This is a genomic window from Bradyrhizobium sp. 613_E4_N2_2 (assembly GCF_052075995.1).
GTDB lineage: Bacteria > Pseudomonadota > Alphaproteobacteria > Rhizobiales > Xanthobacteraceae > Bradyrhizobium > Bradyrhizobium barranii.
This window is the reverse complement of sequence record NZ_CP197234.1, coordinates 7,244,424-7,264,199: the sequence shown is the minus strand read 5'-3', so window position 1 is coordinate 7,264,199 and position 19,776 is coordinate 7,244,424. Positions and strand designations below refer to the sequence as shown.

Genomic DNA, 19,776 nt, shown 5'->3' with positions numbered 1-19,776 from the left:
AAATCCGGGGCGCTCCGAGCTACAGCCTGCAGGCCCCGGATTGCGCTCCGCTCCATCCGGGCTACGGGCTCTCGTAGGGTGGGCAAAGGCGCGATTCGCGCCGTGCCCACCATTTTCCTGATTCCGGCAGGCATCGTGGGCACGCTCCGCTTTGCCCACCCTACGATCGCACCCTCCCGGCAACCGCCATCCAAATCCTTACCACCCCTTAACGATCACGCTTTCCTGATAACTGACGATTATTGACTTTTATCAGTGATTAGTCGACATTCCTCTCATTGCAGTCGCGGGAGTGTCCTCCGATGTTCGTTCGGTCAGTTTTGTCCAGCTATTCCAAGCTCTTGGCGGGTGTGTCGCTGGCCCTCATGGCCGCTGCGCTGGCCGGGTGCAATGACACCGTCGCTGAAAAGGCCGAGCCGCCGCGGCCGGTTCTGGTGGCAACAGCTCATTATGATGCCGAAACGCCCGAGCGCAGCTTCGTCGGCACCGTCAGGCCCCGGATCGAGAGCGATCTCGGTTTCCGGGTTGCCGGCAAGGTTGCCAAGCGCTTGGTCGAGGTCGGCCAGACCGTCGAAATCGGCCAGCCGCTCGCGACCCTCGATGAGGTCGATCTGAAGCTCCAGGCCGAGCAGTCCGTCGCCGAGCAGACCGCCGCGACCGGCGTGCTGGCCCAGGCCGCCGCTGCCGAGCAGCGCGCCAAGGATCTGAAGGCCAAGGGTTGGACTACGGATGCGGCGATGGATTCGAGCCGCGCCGCCGCCGACGAGGCCCGCGCGCGTCTGGACCGGGCCGTGCGCTCAGTCGAGCTGACCAAGAATTCTCTTTCCTACGCGACGCTCAACGCCGACGCCCGTGGCGTCGTCACCGCAACGCTGATCGAGCCCGGCCAGGTGGTTGCCGCAGGCCAGACTTCGATCCGTGTCGCCCGCTTTGCCGAGAAGGAAGCGGTCGTCGCGATCCCTGAGACGCTGGTCGGACGTGCCAAGTCGGGCGCCGCCAGCGTCACTCTTTGGTCGGAGCCGGACAAGAAATATGCGGCCAAGCTGCGCGAGATCGCGCCGACGGCCGATCCGTCGACGCGCACCTATCTTGCAAAGTTCTCGCTGCCCGAGGCCGACGACAAGGTTTCGCTCGGCATGACCGCGACGCTGACGCTGTCGGATGCCGCGACCGAGCGCGTCGCGCGGCTGCCGCTGTCGGCGCTGTTCAACGAAGGCGGCAAGCCCTCCTTCTATGTCGTCGACGACAATGGCGCCGTCACGCTCAAGCCGGTCGTGGTGAAGTCCTACGAGAGCAACGACGTCATCATCACCAGCGGTGTCGAAGAGGGCGCCAAGATCGTGGCGCTCGGCGTGCAGAAGCTCGATCCGAGCCAGCGGGTGCGGATCGTCTCGTCGCTGTCTTTCTAGAGTTTACGAGTCACGTCGTGTGAGGTGAGTTTCGGCCCAAGCGCAAATGCCGGGGCTGAAGCGGCGAAGCGATCCAGAACCTGCCCAGCCCCCTGGATTGCTTCGCTGCCTCGCGACGACGGTTTGAACAGAGTGGCTGTGGTTTTTTTGCAATTGGACCATCTTTGGAGAGTGCGATGAAGCGCTTCAACCTTTCGGCCTGGGCCGTCAGCCATCCGACGCTGGTCCTGTTCCTGATGATCATACTCGGCGTCGCCGGCTTCTTCTCCTATCAGAAGCTCGGGCGAGCCGAGGATCCGTTCTTCACGGTGAAGGTGGTCAACGTCTCCGTGATCTGGCCGGGCGCGACCGCGCAGGAGATGCAGACGCAGGTCGCCGATCCCATCGAGAAGAAGATCCAGGAGCTGCCTTACTTCGAGAAGGTGCAGACCTATTCCAAGCCGGCCTTCACCGCGCTCCAGGTGACCTTCCGCGATTCCACGCCGCCGAAGGACGTGCCGTATCTGTTTTATCTGCTGCGCAAGAAGCTCGCCGACGTGCAGGGCCAGTTGCCGTCGGGCATTCTGGGACCCGTCGTCAACGACGAGTTCTCCGACGTCGATTCCATCCTCTACATGATGACCGGCGACGGCGCCGACTATGCCCAGCTCAAGAAGGTCTCGGAAGGCTTCCGCCAGCGCCTGTTGAAGGTGCCGGGTGTGACCAAGGTCGACGTCTACGGCAACCAGGACGAGCGCATCTTCGTCGAATTCTCGCACGCCAAGCTCGCCACTCTCGGCATCACGCCGCAGGCGCTGTTCGATTCGCTCGCCAAGCAGAACAACGTGACTCCGGCCGGCACGGTCGAGACCTCGTCGCAGCGCGTGCCGCTGCGCGTCACCGGCGCGCTCGATGGCGCCAAGGCCGTCGCCGAGACGCCGGTCGAGAGCAACGGCCGCGTGTTCCGTTTAGGCGATATCGCCACCGTCACCCACGGCTATGTCGACCCGCCGAGCTTCATCGTGCGCCAGGAAGGCAAGGCCGCGATCGGCATCGGTGTCGTCACCGCCAAGGGCGCCAACATCCTCGATCTCGGCAAGGAGGTCGAGAAGGCCACCGCCGAGTTCATGAAGGCGGTGCCGCAGGGCATCGACGTCAAGCTCATCGCCGACCAGCCCAAGGTGGTCGAGCACGCCGTCGGCGAGTTCGTGCACTCCTTCATGGAAGCCCTCGTCATCGTGCTGTTCGTCTCGTTCCTGGCACTCGGCTGGCGCACCGGCATCGTGGTCGCGCTGTCGGTGCCGCTGGTGCTCGGTATCGTCTTCGTCGTCATGAACATGATGTCGCTCGATCTGCACCGCATCACGCTCGGTGCGCTGATCATCGCGCTCGGCCTGCTGGTGGATGACGCCATCATCGCGGTCGAGATGATGGTGGTGAAGATGGAGCAGGGCTGGGACCGTTTTCGCGCGGCCTCCTTTGCCTGGGAATCCACTGCGTTTCCGATGCTCACGGGAACGCTGGTCACGGCCGCTGGCTTCCTCCCCATCGGCTTTGCCAATTCCGCGGTCGGCGAATATGCCGGCAGCATCTTCTGGATCGTGGCGATCGCGCTGGTCGCCTCCTGGTTCGTGGCGGTGATCTTCACGCCTTATATCGGCGTCATGCTGCTGCCCAACATCAAGGTGCACCACAATCACGATCCGCACGCGGTCTACGAGACCCGCATGTACCGCGGCCTGCGCGCCATCGTGCAATGGTGCGTCAACCACCGCATCACCGTGGTGGCCGCGACCGTCGGCGTCTTCATCGCCTCGATCGTCGGCTTCGGCCATGTCCAGCAGCAGTTCTTCCCGCTGTCGGAGCGGCCCGAGCTGTTCCTCCAGCTTCGCCTGCCCGAGGGCACCGCTTTCAACGTCACCGAGAAGGCGGTGAAGAAGGCCGAGACGCTGCTCAAGGACGACAAGGACATCGAGACCTATACGTCCTATGTCGGCCAGGGCTCGCCGCGCTTCTGGCTCGGCCTCAATCCGCAGCTTCCCAACGAGGCGTTTGCCGAGATCGTCATCGTCGCCAAGGGCGTCGAGGCGCGCGAGCGCATCAAGGCCAAGATCGAGAACGCGGCTGCGGAGGGCATGCTGACAGAGGCGCGCGTGCGCGTCGACCGCTTCAACTTCGGTCCGCCGGTCGGATTCCCCGTCCAGTTCCGCGTGATCGGCCCCGACGCCAACAAGGTGCGCGAGATCGCCTATCAGGTCCGCGACGTCATGCGGCAGAACAAGAGCGTCAAGGACGTCCAGCTCGACTGGAACGAGCAGTCGCCCTACCTCAAGCTCGTCGTCGACCAGGATCGTGCCCGCGCCATGGGCCTGACGCCGCAGGACGTCTCGCAGGCGCTGTCGATGCTGATCTCGGGTGCGCAGGTTACCACCATTCGCGACGGCATCGAGAAGGTGGCCGTGGTCGCTCGTGCGGTCCCGTCCGAACGACTCGATCTCGGCGGCGTCGGCGATCTGACCATCACCTCGAAGAACGGCGTCGCCGTGCCGCTCCAGCAGATCGCCAAGATCGAGTATGCCCATGAGGAGCCGATCATGTGGCGGCGTAACCGCGACATGGCGATCACCGTGCGCTCCGACGTCGTCGACGGCGTGCAGGCGCCCGACGTCACCAGCCAGATCACGCCGAAGCTGAAGGCGATCAAGGACAATCTCGAGCCGGCCTACCGTATCGAACCGGGTGGGGCGTTCGAGGAATCCGCCAAGGGCAACGCCTCGATCTTCATCCTCTTCCCGCTGATGGTCATGGTGATGCTGACGCTGCTGATGTTCCAGCTTCAGAGCTTCTCGCGCCTGATCCTGGTGTTCCTCACCGCGCCGCTCGGCATCGTCGGTGCCTCGTTCGGCCTCAACGTCGCCAATGCCCCGTTCGGCTTTGTGGCGCTGCTCGGCCTGATCGCACTCGCCGGCATGATCATGCGCAACACGGTCATCCTGGTCGACCAGATCGAGACCGACGTTTCCCACGGCCTGACCCGCCGCGAGGCGATCGTGGAGGCAACCGTCCGCCGCGCCCGGCCGGTGGTGCTGACGGCGCTCGCCGCGATCCTGGCCATGATCCCGCTGTCGCGCTCGGCCTTCTGGGGCCCGATGGCGATCACGATCATGGGAGGCCTGTTCGTCGCGACCTTCCTGACGCTGCTGTACCTGCCGGGCCTCTACGCCCTGTGGTTCAGGAAGAGCCTGGACGAGGCGGGCACCCCCGAGCAGCCTGCCGCGCCGCAGCATGGGAGCGATGACCAGCACGCAATTCCGCTTGCTGAAGCGGCTGAATAAATGAGAAGACTGCTGATGGACGAGTCCTGACACATGACACTGGTTGCGGAACATATCGAAGGCGACACCCGGGATCGTATCCTCGAGGTGGCCGAGCGGCTGTTTCGCCAGATCGGGTACCAGAAGACCACGGTCGGGGACATCGCCAAGGAGCTCAGGATGAGCCCCGCCAATGTCTATCGCTTCTTCGAATCGAAGAAGGCGATCCACCAGTCGGTGGCGCGGGCCTTGATGGGCGAGGTCGAGATCGAAGCGCAGCGGATCGTGGCGAGGCCTGGTCCGGTGCTCCCGCGCTTCCGCGAGCTGCTCACCACCATCCACCGCATGAACACCGAGCGCTATGTCGGTGATAACAAGCTGCATGAGATGGTCGAGATCGCGATGCAGGAGGACTGGGACGTCTGCGTCGCCCATATGGAGTGCATTGCCGGCGTCATCGGCCAGGTGATCGCGCAAGGTACCGCGTCCGGCGAGTTCGAGGCGCCGGACCTGCAACTGGCCTCGATGTGCGCCTGCACCGCGATGATGCGCTTCTTCCACCCCCAGATGATCGCCCAGTGCGCTACCAAGCCGGGCCCGACCATCGACCAGATGATCGATTTCGTCATCGCCGGTCTGTCGCCGCGCCACTGACGGGCGCTGGAATTTCCCCTATAAGCAGGCCGACGTAGCCTGGATCAGGGGAAGACCTCGCCGTGACCGACAAAGACCTCTATTTCTACGAGCCCTCCAAGGGCCACGGCCTCAAGCACGATCCCTTCAACGCCATCATCGCGCCGCGGCCGATCGGCTGGATCTCCTCCCGCGACACCAAGGGCCACGTCAACCTCGCGCCCTACAGCTTCTTCAACGCCTTTTGCTACGTGCCGCCGATCATCGGGTTTTCCTCCACCAACTGGAAGGACACGGTGTCGAACATGGAGCAGACCGGCGAGTTCGTCTGGAATCTGACGACCATGGATCTCGCCAAGCACATGAACGCGACCGCCGCGCATGTCGGCCCCGAGGTCGACGAGTTCAAGCTCGCAGGGCTGACCGCCGTCCCCGGCAAGCTCGTCAACGTGCCGCGCGTGGCCGAGAGCCCGGCTGCCTTCGAGTGCAAGGTGTCCGACATCGTCCGCCTCAAGGGCGCCGATGGCAAGGAGGCCGATGCCTGGCTGACGCTGGGCGAGGTCGTCGCCGTCCATATCGACAAGGCCATGATCAAGGACGGCGTCTACCAGACCGCCGCCGCCCGCCCCATCGTCCGCGCCGGCCGTCGCGGCGACTACTTCGAGATCAAGCCGGAAAACATGTTCGAGATGGTGCGGCCGGACTGATCTGATCCGGGTTAAGCCACTCTCTCCGCATCGTCATTCCGGGGCGCGCCGTTAGGCGCGAGCCCGGAATCCATACTCCCGATGGTGGTTATGGATTCCGGGCTCGACGCTTGCGCGTCGCCCCGGAATGACGACAGGGCATTCAGCCCGATTCCCCTCCCCGGAACTGCCCCCACGCCCCGGCCGTTATGGCCCCCGGGGCGGCCGCCCGGCCGCGTCAATTCGCGTCTTTTTGCTCGCGAAGTGTTCACTTACCCCGGCCACTTTCCGCTAAAATGCCGATAACCGCGCCGATGCATGAGGTCAGCCATGAGCTTCCGCCGCGACACCATCACAAAGCCGATCTTCTCCTGGGCGCGCGGCGTGCTGCCAGCGATGTCCGACACCGAGCGCGAGGCGCTGGAGGCCGGTGACGTCTGGTGGGATGCCGATCTCTTCACCGGCAACCCGGATTGGTCGAAGCTGCTGGAGGTGCCTCAGGCGACGCTCACCCCCGAGGAGCAGGCCTTCCTCAACGGCCCGGTCGACGCGCTCTGCGCCATGCTCGACGAGTGGAAGATCTTCTGGGAATGGCGCGACCTGCCGCAGGAGGTCTGGCATTTCGTCAAGCGCGAAAAATTCTTCGGCATGATCATTCCGAAGGAGTTTGGCGGCCTCGGCTTCTCGCCGTATGCGCATTCGGAAGTGGTGCGCAAGATCTCGACCCGCTCGATTGCGGCGGCCGTCACCGTGATGGTGCCGAACTCGCTCGGGCCCGGCGAGCTTCTGATGCGCTTCGGCACGAAAGAGCAGCAGGAGCGCTGGTTGCCGCGCCTCGCCGACGGCCGCGACATTCCGTGCTTCGGCCTGACTAGCCCCGAAGCCGGCTCCGACGCCGCCTCGATGGTCGACACCGGCATCATCTGCAAGGGCGATTTCGAGGGCCGCGAGGTCATTGGCCTAAGGCTCAACTGGCACAAGCGCTACATCACGCTCGGCCCGGTCGCGACGCTGCTCGGGCTCGCCTTCAAGGCCTACGATCCTGATCATCTCGTGGGCAGCCAGGAAGAGCTTGGCATCACTGTCGCGCTGATCCCGACCAATCTGCCCGGCGTCAAGATCGGCCATCGTCATCTGCCGTCGATGCAAGTGTTCCAGAATGGCCCGAACTGGGGCCGCGACGTCTTCATCCCGCTCGACTACGTCATCGGCGGCAAGGAGAGACTCGGGCAGGGCTGGAAGATGCTGATGACGGCGCTTGCCGCCGGCCGCGGCATCTCGCTGCCGTCGCTATCGGCGGCCGGTGCCGCCTATGCCGCCCGCACCACCGGCGCGTATGCCCGCATCCGCGAGCAGTTCGGCATCTCCATCTCCAAATTCGAGGGCGTCGAGGAGCCGCTCGCGCGCATCGTCGCCACCGCCTACCAGCTCGACGCGGCACGCCGGCTGACCTGCGCGGCGCTGAATGCCGGCATCCATCCCGCCGTCATCTCCGGCATCATGAAGCTGCACGCGACCGAGCGGATGCGCACCGCGGTCGACGACGCCATGGACATCCATGGCGGCAAGGCCGTGATCGACGGTCCGCAAAACTATCTCGGCAATCTGCACCGCGCCGTGCCTGTTGGTATCACGGTCGAGGGCGCCAACATCCTGACCCGCAACCTTATCGTGTTCGGGCAGGGCGCGATCCGCGCGCATCCCTATCTGCTCGACGAGATGAACGCGCTTGCGGACACGAATCGCGAGCGCGGGCTCGCCGCGTTCGACAAAGCGTTCTGGAAACATGTCAGCCATAGCTTCCAGACGCTGTTGCGTGCGTTCGGCCGCAGCTGGAGCTTCGGCGCCTTCGCGCTTGCGCCGGATGCGGGCGATGCAACGCCATTCTACCGCCAGCTCGCGCGCTACTCTGCGGCCTTTGCGCTCTGCGCCGACATGGCGCTGCTCACGCTCGGCGGCGCGCTCAAGCGCAAGGAGATGCTGTCGGCGAGGTTCGGCGACATCCTCTCCGAGCTCTATCTGCTCTCCGCCGCGCTGAAACGCTGGCAGGACGAGGGCCGGCAGAAGGAGGATTTTGCTGCGCTGGAATGGTGCATGGCGACCGGCTTCAAGACCATCGAGAACCGGCTTGCCGAGATCCTCGCCAATCTGCCCAACCGTTTTGTCGCTGTTATCCTCAAGCTCGTGGTCCAGCCCTTCGGCGCGCGGGTGCTCGGCCCGTCTGACCGTGTCGTGCACCAATGCGCAAGTCTCGTGCTGGAGCCATCGGCCGCGCGCGAGCGTCTCACGCCGGATCTCGCCCATGTCGACGACGACGGCGGCTTTGCCCGGCTGGAGCGCGCGTTCAAGCTCGTTGCGGGCACCGATGCGATCGCCAAGCGCATGCGGGCCGCGCACATCCGCGACTGGAAGGATGGCGTCGCCAAGGGCGTGATCACGCAGGCCGAAGGCGAGCAGCTTGCGGCCGCTCATGAAGCCGTCACAAAAGTGATCGAGGTCGATGATTTTGCGCCCGAAGCGCTGTCGCCGATTTACAAGAAAACCGGAGATGTGCATCAGTTCTTCCAGGAACTCGGTGAACAGAGGGCGGCGAGCTGATGGCACGACCGGTTTTCATCGTCGACGGCAGCCGGACGCCGTTTCTCAAAGCGCGTTCGGGGCCGGGGCCGTTCACGCCGGTTGATCTCGCCGTGCAATGCGGCCGGCCGCTGCTGGCGCGTCAGCCGTTTTCACCCGATGATTTCGACCAGGTCATCCTCGGCTGCGTCAACGTGATCGCGGACGAGATGAACCCGGCCCGCGTCGCCGCGCTCCGGCTCGGCATGGGCGAGGACATGGTCGCCTTCACCGTGCAGATCAATTGCGGCTCCGGCATGCAGTCGATCGACACGGCCTACCGCTACATCCGCGAGGGTCATGCCGACATGGTCCTCGCCGGCGGCACCGAGGCGCTGAGCCACGCGCCGCTGGTCTGGCCGAACTCCGGTGTGCGCTGGTTCGCCGGCCTTGCCACCGCCAAGGGCGTGGCCGCGAAGCTCGCTGCCGCCTTCAAGCTGCGGCCGCGCTATCTCAAGCCGATCATCGGCCTCGAGCGCGGGCTCACCGATCCCATCACCGACTTGAACATGGGCCAGACCGCCGAGGTCGTCGGCCATCTCTTCGGCATCACGCGGGCACAGTCCGACGCCTATGCCGCCGAGAGTCATCGCCGGCTCGCGCATGCGCAGGCCGAAGGTTTTCTCAAGGGCGAGGTCGAGACAGCGTTCTCCCGCGACGGAAAATTCTTCGACCATGACGACGGCGTGCGGCCGGACTCGACGGCCGAGACGCTCGCAAAGCTGCGGCCGGTGTTCGAGCGCCCGTGGGGCCAGGTCACCGCCGGCAATTCGTCGCAGATCACCGACGGCGCCTCCTGGGTGATCCTCGCCTCCGACGCGGCGGTCGCAAAGCACAGACTGACGCCGAAGGCTGTCATCGTCGACAGCCACTGGGCCGCGCTCGATCCCAGCATCATGGGACTGGGACCCGTGATGTCCGCGACGCCGCTGCTTCAACGCAATGACCTCACCGTCAAGGACGTCGAGACCTGGGAGCTGAACGAGGCCTTCGCGACGCAGGTGCTCGGCTGTCTCGCCGCCTGGAACGACGACAAATTCTGTCGCGAGATCCTGGGCCTCGACGGCGCGGCCGGCGAGATCGACCGTGACAGGCTCAACGTCGATGGCGGCGCCATCTCGCTCGGCCATCCCGTCGGCACCTCCGGCAACCGCATCGTGCTGCATCTCGTCAACGCGATGAAGCGGCTCGGCACGCGCCGCGGCGTCGCGACCGAATGTATCGGCGGCGGGCTCGGCGGCGCCATGCTGATCGAGGCGGTGTGACCATGGATTCCAGGATCATGACCGCGCTCGGCGACCGCGTGCTGGAGCTTGGGCCCAGGCCCGCGACCGACAGCCCCTACAAGCACTTCAAGCTGACGCGCGATGCCGACGGCGTCGCCTGGCTGCTGTTCAACCGCGCAGATGCCAGCGCCAACACGCTGTCCGCGGACGTGATGGAGGAGTTCGATGCCGTGCTCGCGGCGATCGAGACCGAGCGTCCCGCGGGCCTCGTGATCCGCTCGGCAAAGCCGTCCGGCTTCATTGCCGGCGCCGACGTCAACGAATTCCGCGGTGCCAGCGATCCCGAGATGGTCGAGACACGCATCCGCGCGGCGCATGCCGTGGTCGATCACCTGGAAGCCTTGAGGTTGCCGACGGTCGCGGTCATCCATGGCTTCTGTCTCGGCGGCGGGCTGGAGGTCGCGCTGGCCTGCCAGTCGCGCATTGCGATCGACGGCGCGCGCTTCGGCTTCCCGGAGGTGATGCTCGGCCTGCATCCCGGCCTCGGGGGCACCGCGCGCTTCACCGCGCTGGTGAATCCGACGCAGTCGATGGCGCTGATGCTGACCGGCCGCACCATCGATGCGCGCCGCGCCAGATCGCTCGGCCTCGTCGATACCGTGACGCAGGAGCGGCACGTCCGCAACGCGGTGAAGGATGCACTGTTCGGCCGTCTGAAGCGGGCGCGTCCGGACCTTCTGACTCACGCGGCCAATTTCGGTCCCGTGCGCGGGCTGCTGGCCAGGCGCATGCGCTCGGAGGCGGCGAAGGCCGCGCCCCGCGAGCATTATCCGGCGCCTTACGCGCTGATCGATCTCTGGGAGACCCATGGCGGCAGCAAGGCCGCGATGCTGAAGGCCGAGCAAGCCTCGTTCGCCAGGCTGATGGTGACGCCGACCGCGCAGAATTTGATCCGCGTGTTCTTCCTGCGTGAGCAGATGAAGAAGACGGCCGGCGGCGGCAATTCGGTCAAACATGTTCACGTCATCGGCGCCGGCGCCATGGGCGGTGATATCGCGGCCTGGTGTGCGGGGCAGGGGCTGCGCGTCTCGCTCGCGGACATGAAGGCGGAGCCGGTCGCCGGCGCGTTGAAGCGCGCCGCTGAGCTTTACGGCAAGATCATCCGCAAGCCGACCGAGGTGCGCGACGCGCTGGATCGTCTGATCCCCGACATGGACGGCGAGGGTGTCCGCAACGCCGATCTCATCATCGAGGCGGTGCCGGAAAAGCTCGAGCTGAAGCAGAAGGTCTATGCGGGCCTCGAGCCGAAGATGAAGCCGGGCGCGATCCTTGCGACCAACACGTCGAGCATTCCGCTCCAGGATCTGCGCACCACGCTGGCGCGGCCCGATCGTCTCGTCGGCCTGCACTTCTTCAACCCGGTGTCGCGGCTGCAGCTGGTCGAAGTCGTCAGCCATGACGGCAACGACGCGCAGGTGCTGAAGGAGGCGCTCGCCTTCGTCGGCGCGATCGACCGTCTGCCGCTCTCCGTGAAGAGCTCGCCCGGGTTCCTCGTCAACCGTGCGCTGACGCCCTACATGCTGGAGGCGATGGTGATGCTGGATGAGAGGATCGACCAGCGCCTGATCGACGCGGCGGCCGAGCAGTTCGGCATGCCGATGGGGCCGATCGAGCTCGCCGACCAGGTCGGGCTCGACATCTGCCTCGACGTCGGCGACATGCTACGGACCAAGTTCGGCGATCTGCTCCCGCCGACGCCGGCCTGGCTGCGCGAGAAGGTCGCCAAGGGCGAGCTTGGCCGCAAGACGGGCAAGGGTTTTTACACCTGGAAGGACGGCAAGGCGGAGAAGGCGCCGTTGTCCGAGACCGGCCCGCGCGTCACCGACCAGATGATCGACCGCCTGGTGCTGCCGATGTCCAATGTCTGCGTCGCGGCACTCCGCGAAGGTATCGTCGACGATGCCGATGCGGTCGACGGCGCCATGATCTTCGGCACCGGATATGCACCGTTCCGCGGCGGTCCGCTGAACTACGCGCGCATGCGCGGCGTGGAAAATGTCGTATCCACCCTGCGCGCGCTGGCCGAGCGATTCGGCGGGCGCTTTGCGCCCGATCCGGGCTGGGACAATTTTAGGTGAGACCGACATGACCGAAACGTCCGACACCGAGCCGCGCGGCGATCTCTGCATTCGCACGCTGGCAATGCCCGCCGACACCAACGCCAACGGCGACATCTTCGGCGGTTGGCTGCTCAGCCAGATGGATGTCGGCGGCGGCGTGTTCGCATCAAAGCTCGCGCGGTCGCGTACGGTCACCGTGGCGATCGAGGCGATGAATTTTCGCAAAGCGGTCTATGTCGGCGATCTCGTTTCGGTCTACGCCAATCTCGTCCGCGTGGGCCGCACCTCGATGACCGTGCATCTCGAAGCCTGGGCGCTGCGGCGCAGGGAGCTCCAGCCGATCCTCGTCACCGACGGTCATTTCACCTACGTCTCGATCGATGATGACGGCCGTCCGCAAGCGATCCAGCGCAACGATCCGCCGATCGCGACGTAATCGCGCGCGACGCTCTGCCCTATCTCACGCAAACTTGCGGCACGCCAAACGCGGCGCGACTGAGTCACCGCGTCGCGGCTTCGCCAAGAACAAGTCATAAAACGGATGAGGTCCCGGCGTACTCAATTGCGTGTCGATTCGGGGTGGAAACGGCCTCAAATGCTCAGGAACCTTTGGGCAGGATTGCCGTTATTTGCCCGCACTGAGGAATCTACGGACCATGCCGGACAGCTACATTATTGAAGTCGACTCGCAAACCGCAGGTATCGTCGTTCGTTCTCAGGGAGGCTATTGTTTCTTCGCCTCGTCGCACCGCTTCAATCGCCTTGAAGGCCAGCTCTTCCGCAACGCACGCGAAGCCGAGCGTGCCGCGCGCAAGCTGGTTAACGGCGATGTGAAGGAAGCGGCGTAGGCGCCTTCCGCTGGTGATTTCTGACGCGCAAAGCGTGGTCGGAATTTTTTGCAGCCCTTGATGCCGCTGCCTTTTCCTTCTCCCTTCATGTCCGCCGAAGCCTTGGCGAAGGCGGATGTGGGAGAAAGTGGCGCGAAGCGCCGGATGAGGGGTTGTTTCCGCGAATTCAATCGTGAGAGGGTCGCCCGCGAGGGCAACCCCTCATCCGTCTCGCCGCTGTCGCCATAGCCGATGCAAAGCATCGGCGTTCTCAAGAACGGCGGCCGAAGGCCGCCTATGCCACCCTCTCCCACAGGGGGAGGGGGTAAGAGCGTCGATCACAACTTCGTCGCGGAGCGTGACAACAGCTTCCAATCGTCGCCCTGCTTCAGCCAGTTCATCAGGATATGAAGGCTGTTTGCCACTTTCTGTCCGCCGGTCATCATCTCGGCCAGCCAATGGAAGCGCACGATCGCGACGGGGCCGACGATCTTGATGGTCGGGTCCTTGTACGTAATCGACAGGAACTCCGTCTTGCCGTCGGTGGCGTTGGCGATAAAGGCCGCCTTATCCTCGAGGAAGCCGCTGGAATGGCTGTAGCTCAGATCGTCCGCGCACAGCGCGCGGAGGGCCTTCGGATCGGCCGCGATCTGGGCGAGGCGAAATGCCTCGACGTTTCTTGCCACCGCCTCGTGGTCCGTCGTGGCAGCATGGTCGCGATTCAGTGTCATCATATCCTCCGTCCTTGATCTTGCGCCCACTGTTGCAGCCGCACTTGATTGTGTCGAGCGCCAGGTCGCAATCGTCGTCGCAATACGCTGCATTGCGCCAGGCGGCGCGATTTCTGACGCGCAAAGCGTGGTCGGAATTTTTTGCAGCCCTTGATACCGCTGCCTTTTCCTTCTCCCCTCATGTCCGCCGAAGCCTTGGCGAAGGCGGATGTGGGAGAAGGTGCATAGGCCGCCTTCGGCGGCCTATGCTAAGAGAACGCCGAAGCAAAGCTTCGGCTATAGCGTCGGATGAGGGGAGCCTGAATCTGCGAATTCAATTGTGAGAGGTCTGCTCGCGGAGGGACTCACCCGTCTCGCCGCTACGCCGCGAGCCACCCTCTCCCACAGGGGGAGAGGGAAAGAATCGCAATCACAACTTCGTCGCAGCCCGCGACAGCAGCTTCCAATCGTCGCCCTGCTTCTGCCAGTTCATCAGGATGTGAAGATTGGTCGACACTTTTTTCCCATCGGCCGCCATCTCCTGTTCCCCCATCCAGTGGAAGCGCACGATCGCGGCGGGGCCGACGACCTTGATGGTCGGGTCCTTGTACTCGATCGACAGGAATTTTGATTTGCCGTCGGTGGCGTTGGTGACGAAGGTCGCCTTGTCCTCGACCTTGCCGTTGGAATGGCTGTAGCTCACCTCGTCGGCGCAGAGCGCGCCGAGCGCCTTGGGATCGGCCGCGATCTGGGCAAGGCGGAAGGCCTCGACCTTTTTCGCCACGGCTTCCTCATCCGCCGCGGCCGCCAACGCCGGTGCTGTGAGAGCAAGCGCGGAGACGGCAAGGGTTGAGACGGCAAGAGTCGAGAGAGCCAGATCGCGTCGGTTGATCGTCATCGTTTCCTCCTTTTTGGTCTTGCGCGGAGTGTTGCAGTCGCGCGCGACTTTGTCGAGTGTCGCGTGGCGGTCATGTCGATGCGTCATTGCGCGATCAGGGCTGCATTGATACGTGTTTCGCATTGATGCATCGTGCATTCGGGAAAGTACGGAAATGATCGAGGCCAAAGGGCAGGCGCGGGGGCAAGTGACGGGCAGGGCGCTGCTGTTCGACATCGACGGCACGCTGGCCAACACCGACCCGCTGCACCTCAAGGCGTTCAACCAGGTGCTTGGGCCGCTGGGCCATGTGTTCGATCACGCGCGCTTTTCGAGGGAGCTGCAAGGCTTCGCCAATGCGTCGATCGGCGAGCGCTTTCTGCCCGACGAAACCGTGGAACGGCGCGCCGTGATCCTCGGAGAGAAGGAGGTCGTCTTCCGCACACTTGTCGCCGGACAGATCGAGCCGCTTCCGGGTCTGATGGCGCTGCTCGACCGCGCGGATGCCGCCGGCATTCCCATGGTCGCCGTGACCAACGCGCCGCGTCTGAATGCCGAGCTGTTGCTCTCCGGTCTCGGCATCACGCACCGCTTCAGGGCGCTTGTGATCGGCGACGAGCTGCCGCACGGCAAGCCGCACCCGCTGCCCTATCAGGAGGGGCTGCGTTTCGTCGGCGGCAGCGCGACGGCTTCGATCGCGTTCGAGGATTCCCGCTCCGGCGTGCAGTCGGCGACGGCCGCCGGCATTCCGACCATCGGCATCCGGACGAGCCTCAGCCATGCCGACCTTGTTGGCGCCGGCGCGGTTGCCTCCGCCAGCGCGTTCGACGATCCGGAACTGCTCGCGCGTCTCGCCGCCGCGATGGCATGGTGAGAGGCTTTGTCCGTTAACCGTGATCGCTGAGCGCATTGACCGAACGTGCGAACCGCCGCACCATGCGCTTTCCTGATTTGAGGCCATCGCCGTGACCGGATTGACCCATCGCCAAGCCGAAATCCTCAACATCGCGCGCGCCTCGGGGCGCGTCATGGTCGAGGAGCTCGCGCGCCGGTTCGAGGTCTCGGCGCAGACGATCCGCAAGGATCTCAACGATCTCTGCGAGCGCCGCTCGCTGACCCGTATCCACGGCGGCGCCATCATCGCCTCCGGCGTCGAAAACCTCGCCTACGAGGCGAGGCGGTTCGTCGCCGCCGACGAAAAGAAGGCGATCGGTGCCGCGGCCGCCTCGCTGATCCCGAACGGCTGCTCGCTCTTCATCAATATCGGCACCACGACCGAGGAGGTGGCGAGCGCGTTGACCTCGCACGAGGACCTCCTCGTCATCACCAACAATCTCAACGTCGCGATGCTGCTCTATCGCCATCCCCGCATCGAGGTGGTGGTCGCCGGCGGCACGGTGCGGCGCGCCGACGGTGCCGTGGTCGGCTCGACCGCGACGCAGCTCATCGGCCAGTTCAAGGTCGACTACGCCATCATCGGGGCGTCCGCGATCGACGAGGAGGGCGCGCTGCTCGACTTCGACTATCGCGAGGTGCAGGTGGCGCAAGCCATCATCGCCAATGCCCGCAGCGTCATGCTGGTTGCCGACTCCACCAAGCTGCGCCGCAGCGCGCCGGTGCGCATCGCCCATATCACCCAGATCCAGACCTTCGTGACTGACCAGGAACTGCCCGAGCGCCTCGCCACCATCTGCCACAGCAAGGGCATCGAGGTGATGGCGGCAATGCCGAAGGATGCGGCGGATATCGATGATGCGCAGGCCGAAGCGCAGGATGCCGCGCCCGAAGCCGCGCCGGTGGTCCGGCTGAGATAGCGGCTTAGGCGTCGCTCCATGGGTCGAGCAGCGGAACGCCGAAGGCCGCAAAATCTTTCACATTGCGTGTGACGAGCGTGAGATCGTTGGCGAGCGCGGTGGCCGCAAAGAAGCCGTCCATCACGGACAACGCAACGCCATTGCGACGGCTCTGCGCCATCAGGTCGCCCCAGCGCTCGGCGACCACGTGGTCGATCGGCAGGATGCGCTGCGCGAACCGAGCCGGCAGGTCGTGGGCGAGCCAAGCGGCCAGCGCGGCGCGCCGACGGCCATCATCCAGCAGGGCGATACCGCGGCGAAGCTCGGCGATCGAGGCAGCGCTGATGAACGCGCGATCCTCATCGACCGTATCGAGCCATGCCAAGACTTTCGCGGAAGGCGCCGGCCGCTGAACCTCCGACAGCACGTTGGTGTCGAGGAGCAGGTTCACGGCATCTCGTCGCGCGGTTCGTCCTGCACCCGTTCAAGTTCGAGGTCGGCACCGCGCAGCGGCGAAGCTAGCAGGAATTCAGCTAGCGTGCCTTTGCGTGCCGTCTTTCGCGCCCATTCATCCGCGGAAACGACCACCGCATTGGGCCTGCCGTGTCGGGTGATGATCTGGGGGCCAGTTTGGGCGCGATCGACCACCTCGGACAGGCGTGCCTTGGCATTGGCGAGCGTCCACGTGTCAGTCGGGGGCGAATCGGGGGCGGTGCTGCGGTCTGTCATGCCGAATATAACTAATGTGACTATTATGACTATATTGGCTCTACGTGACTATTCAAGATCGTATTGCGGTTTCGATTGGCGTCCGAACTGCCCATTTCCACGGCTGATTGCCCACCAGAAAGTTCCTCTTTCACTTCCTTTCGCCTCTCTTTCATCTTGCTTTCGCTTTTCGGTGTGATCTAATCAAAAACGAAAGTAGTCGCTCGAAGGAACGAGCGGTCGCCGGGGGATGCGTCTATTGGAGCGTATTTTCGACCTCGCCATTATCGGAGGCGGTGTTAACGGCTGCGGCATCGCGCGCGACGCGGTGGGCCGGGGCAACACGGTTTTCCTGTGCGAAATGAACGATCTGGCGAGCGGGACCTCGTCCTGGTCGACCAAGCTGGTGCATGGCGGCCTGCGCTATCTCGAATATTACGAGTTTCGCCTGGTCCGCGAGGCGCTGATCGAGCGCGAGATCCTTTGGGGCATCGCGCCCCATATCATCCGTCCCCTGCGTTTCGTTTTGCCGCATCACGCCGGCCTGCGTCCGGCCTGGCTGCTGCGCCTCGGCCTCTTCCTCTATGACCATATCGGCGGCCGTCATCTATTGCCGGCGACGCGTTCGGTCGATCTCAGGCGAGACGAGGTTGGCCGTCCGCTGATCCCGAACCGCTACAGCCGCGCGTTCGAATATTCCGACTGCTTCGTCGACGACGCCCGTCTCGTCGTGCTCAACGCGCGCGATGCCGCGGACAAGGGCGCCGAGATCCGCACCCGCACCCGCGCGACGGATATCAAGCAGTCCGGCGGCATCTGGACCGTCAGCATGGTCAACACGCTGACCGGCGAGCGTTCGCAGGTCCAGGCCCGCGCGGTGGTCAATGCCGGCGGCCCCTGGGTCGAGGATGTGCTCGGCCGCGGCGCCGGCGTGAACGCGAAAGCCAAGGTGCGCCTGGTGCAGGGCTCGCACATCGTGGTCAAAAAGCTCTACGACCACGACCGCGCCTACATGTTCCAGAACGCGGACGGCCGCATCATCTTCGTGATTCCGTACCAGGACGATTTCACGCTGATCGGCACCACCGATCGCGATTATGACGGCGATCCCGCCAAGGTGAAGGCGACGCCCGAAGAGATCGAGTACCTTTGCGCCGCCGCGAGCGAGTATCTTGCCAAGCCGGTGACTTCAGCTGACGTGGTCTGGACCTATTCCGGCGTGCGACCGCTTTATGACGACGGCGCCAGCGAAGCCAAGGCCGCGACGCGCGATTACGTGTTCGAGCTCGACACACCCGGCGGCGTGCCGCTGCTCTCGATCTATGGCGGCAAGATTACGACCTACCGCCGGCTCGCCGAAGAGGCGCTGGAACGGCTCGCACCCTATCTTCGCAGTGCGAAAGCGCGCGAAGGCTGGACCGGCAAATGGCCGCTGCCCGGCGGCGACATGGGCGTGTCCGACGTCGACGGCCTGATCGCCGAACTCCAGCGCGGCTATCCCTTCCTCAGCCATGAGCATGCGCGGCGCCTCGCGCGCGCCTATGGTACCCGCGCCATCAAGCTGCTTGGCGATGCCAAGTCGGCCGCCGATCTCGGCCAGGCCTTCGGCGCGACACTGACCGAACGCGAGGTCCGCTACCTCATGGCCAATGAATGGGCGGTCACGGCGGAAGACATCGTCTGGCGCCGCTCCAAACTTGGCCTGCGACTATCTGCCGACGAGGTTGCCGCATTGAACGACTGGATTGCAACCCACGCTGTGCCGCAAAGTCCCCTGCTGGAAGCGGGAGGACGCCCATGACCGTGACGCTCGATCATGTGACCCGGACCGTCGAGGGGATACCGCACATCCGCGACGTCTCGCTGACGCTCGAGAGCGGCACGCTCAACGTGCTGCTGGGGCCGACGCTGTCAGGCAAGACCTCGATCATGCGGCTGCTCGCCGGCCTCGACAAGCCGACGACGGGCAAGGTGCTGGTCAACGGCAAGGACGTCACCGGCGTCGACGTGCGCAAGCGTTCGGTCGCGATGGTCTATCAGCAGTTCATCAACTACCCCTCGCTCACGGTCTACGAGAACATCGCTTCACCCTTGCGCGTGCAGGGCAAGCCGCGCGAAGAGATCGAGAAGCGCGTGGCGGAAGCCGCGCGGCTGCTCCGGCTCGAGCCGTTCCTGAAACGCACGCCGCTCCAGCTCTCCGGCGGCCAGCAGCAGCGCACCGCGATGGCGCGCGCGCTGGTGAAGGGCGCCGATCTCGTGCTGCTCGACGAACCGCTCGCCAATCTCGACTACAAGCTGCGCGAGGAGCTTCGTACCGAGCTGCCGCGCATCTTCGAGGCGTCCGGCGCGATCTTCGTCTATGCCACGACCGAGCCGACCGAAGCGCTGCTGCTTGGCGGCAACACGGTCTGCATGTGGGAGGGGCAGGCGCTCCAGATCGGCGAGACGCCGAACGTCTACCGCCGTCCGCAGACGCTGCGTGTCGCCCAGGTGTTCTCCGATCCGCCGCTCAACCTCGTCGGCATCGAGAAGAAGAACGGCTCTGTGCAATATGCGGGCGGCATCGCCGCGCCGGCCTCCGGTCTCTATTCATCGCTCGCCGACGGCGCCTATCGCGTCGGCTTCCGCGCCCATCAGCTCGCCCTCGCCAACGGCGAGACCGACCGCCACGCCTTCCATGCCACGGTGACGGTGACCGAGATCACCGGTTCGGAGAGTTTCGTGCACCTGACCCGCGACGGATCGAACTGGGTGGCAGTGCTGCACGGCGTGCACGAGTTCGAGCCTGGCCAGACCATCGATGCCGTGCTCGATCCCAATGATGTCTTCGTCTTCGACGCGGCCGACCGTCTGGTCGCCGCGCCGAGCTCGTAAGGGG

Annotated in this window: 17 protein-coding genes; 13 read left to right on the top strand and 4 right to left on the bottom strand. The window is 64.8% G+C overall.

The annotated features are described in order from the left end of the window. Positions 1–302: 302 nt before the first annotated feature. From AB7290_RS34370 to AB7290_RS34330, 9 genes are all read left to right on the top strand, one after another. The gene (locus AB7290_RS34370; protein ID WP_028148596.1) at positions 303–1,409 is read left to right on the top strand and encodes an efflux RND transporter periplasmic adaptor subunit; all 1,107 of its coding nucleotides are present in this window, start codon (positions 303–305) and stop codon (positions 1,407–1,409) included. A gap of 176 nt (positions 1,410–1,585) precedes the next feature. Further along, on the top strand, positions 1,586–4,723 hold the full coding sequence (locus AB7290_RS34365; protein WP_085399104.1) for an efflux RND transporter permease subunit: 3,138 nt from the start codon (positions 1,586–1,588) through the stop codon (positions 4,721–4,723). Between the two features lie 33 nt (positions 4,724–4,756). Continuing rightward, on the top strand, positions 4,757–5,356 hold the full coding sequence (locus tag AB7290_RS34360; protein ID WP_063985197.1) for a TetR/AcrR family transcriptional regulator: 600 nt from the start codon (positions 4,757–4,759) through the stop codon (positions 5,354–5,356). A 62-nt stretch (positions 5,357–5,418) separates the two neighbouring features. After that, positions 5,419–6,042: a flavin reductase family protein gene (locus tag AB7290_RS34355; protein WP_085399103.1), complete on the top strand. Its 624-nt coding sequence runs from the start codon at positions 5,419–5,421 to the stop codon at positions 6,040–6,042. Positions 6,043–6,351: 309 nt separating this feature from the next. Next, positions 6,352–8,619, top strand: a complete 2,268-nt coding sequence (locus tag AB7290_RS34350; RefSeq protein ID WP_085398539.1) for an acyl-CoA dehydrogenase — start codon at positions 6,352–6,354, stop codon at positions 8,617–8,619. Continuing rightward, positions 8,619–9,902, top strand: coding sequence for an acetyl-CoA C-acetyltransferase (locus AB7290_RS34345; protein WP_085398538.1), 1,284 nt, complete (start codon positions 8,619–8,621; stop codon positions 9,900–9,902). Before AB7290_RS34350 ends, AB7290_RS34345 begins: the two co-directional genes overlap by 1 nt. A gap of 2 nt (positions 9,903–9,904) precedes the next feature. Next, positions 9,905–12,001, top strand: a complete 2,097-nt coding sequence (locus AB7290_RS34340; protein WP_085398537.1) for a 3-hydroxyacyl-CoA dehydrogenase NAD-binding domain-containing protein — start codon at positions 9,905–9,907, stop codon at positions 11,999–12,001. 7 nt (positions 12,002–12,008) lie between these two features. Further along, entirely contained in the window at positions 12,009–12,419 is a 411-nt protein-coding gene (locus AB7290_RS34335) for an acyl-CoA thioesterase (RefSeq protein WP_085398536.1), read from the top strand. A gap of 220 nt (positions 12,420–12,639) precedes the next feature. After that, positions 12,640–12,831 carry a hypothetical protein gene (locus tag AB7290_RS34330; protein ID WP_028134810.1) on the top strand — a complete coding sequence of 64 codons (192 nt, stop codon included), beginning with the start codon at positions 12,640–12,642 and terminating at the stop codon, positions 12,829–12,831. A 317-nt stretch (positions 12,832–13,148) separates the two neighbouring features. Here AB7290_RS34330 and AB7290_RS34325 read toward each other — a convergent pair whose 3' ends face one another. Then, on the bottom strand, positions 13,149–13,544 hold the full coding sequence (locus AB7290_RS34325) for a nuclear transport factor 2 family protein (RefSeq protein WP_094183814.1): 396 nt from the start codon (positions 13,542–13,544) through the stop codon (positions 13,149–13,151). A gap of 406 nt (positions 13,545–13,950) precedes the next feature. Next, complete coding sequence (locus tag AB7290_RS34320; RefSeq protein ID WP_085398540.1) at positions 13,951–14,418, bottom strand: nuclear transport factor 2 family protein; 468 nt, start codon at positions 14,416–14,418, stop codon at positions 13,951–13,953. A 154-nt stretch (positions 14,419–14,572) separates the two neighbouring features. On the opposite strand from AB7290_RS34320, the gene AB7290_RS34315 reads away from it, so the two are divergent. Beyond that, the gene (locus tag AB7290_RS34315; RefSeq protein ID WP_085398535.1) at positions 14,573–15,271 is read left to right on the top strand and encodes an HAD family hydrolase; all 699 of its coding nucleotides are present in this window, start codon (positions 14,573–14,575) and stop codon (positions 15,269–15,271) included. Positions 15,272–15,362: 91 nt separating this feature from the next. Further along, positions 15,363–16,211, top strand: a complete 849-nt coding sequence (locus AB7290_RS34310) for a DeoR/GlpR family DNA-binding transcription regulator (RefSeq protein WP_063985191.1) — start codon at positions 15,363–15,365, stop codon at positions 16,209–16,211. Positions 16,212–16,215: 4 nt separating this feature from the next. Here the strand turns inward: AB7290_RS34310 and AB7290_RS34305 are convergent, their stop codons facing one another. Beyond that, positions 16,216–16,641: a type II toxin-antitoxin system VapC family toxin gene (locus AB7290_RS34305; protein ID WP_085398534.1), complete on the bottom strand. Its 426-nt coding sequence runs from the start codon at positions 16,639–16,641 to the stop codon at positions 16,216–16,218. Beyond that, a complete protein-coding gene (locus AB7290_RS34300) occupies positions 16,638–16,919 on the bottom strand; it encodes a type II toxin-antitoxin system Phd/YefM family antitoxin (RefSeq protein WP_028148610.1) in 282 nt (93 codons plus the stop codon). Before AB7290_RS34300 ends, AB7290_RS34305 begins: the two co-directional genes overlap by 4 nt. Positions 16,920–17,148: 229 nt before the next feature. Here AB7290_RS34300 and glpD point away from each other — a divergent pair, with 229 nt between their 5' ends. Continuing rightward, the gene (gene glpD, locus AB7290_RS34295; protein ID WP_085398533.1) at positions 17,149–18,699 is read left to right on the top strand and encodes a glycerol-3-phosphate dehydrogenase; all 1,551 of its coding nucleotides are present in this window, start codon (positions 17,149–17,151) and stop codon (positions 18,697–18,699) included. Then, positions 18,696–19,772 (top strand): ABC transporter ATP-binding protein, encoded by a 1,077-nt coding sequence (locus AB7290_RS34290; protein WP_085398532.1) that lies wholly within the window; start codon positions 18,696–18,698, stop codon positions 19,770–19,772. Before glpD ends, AB7290_RS34290 begins: the two co-directional genes overlap by 4 nt. Positions 19,773–19,776 lie beyond the last annotated feature (4 nt).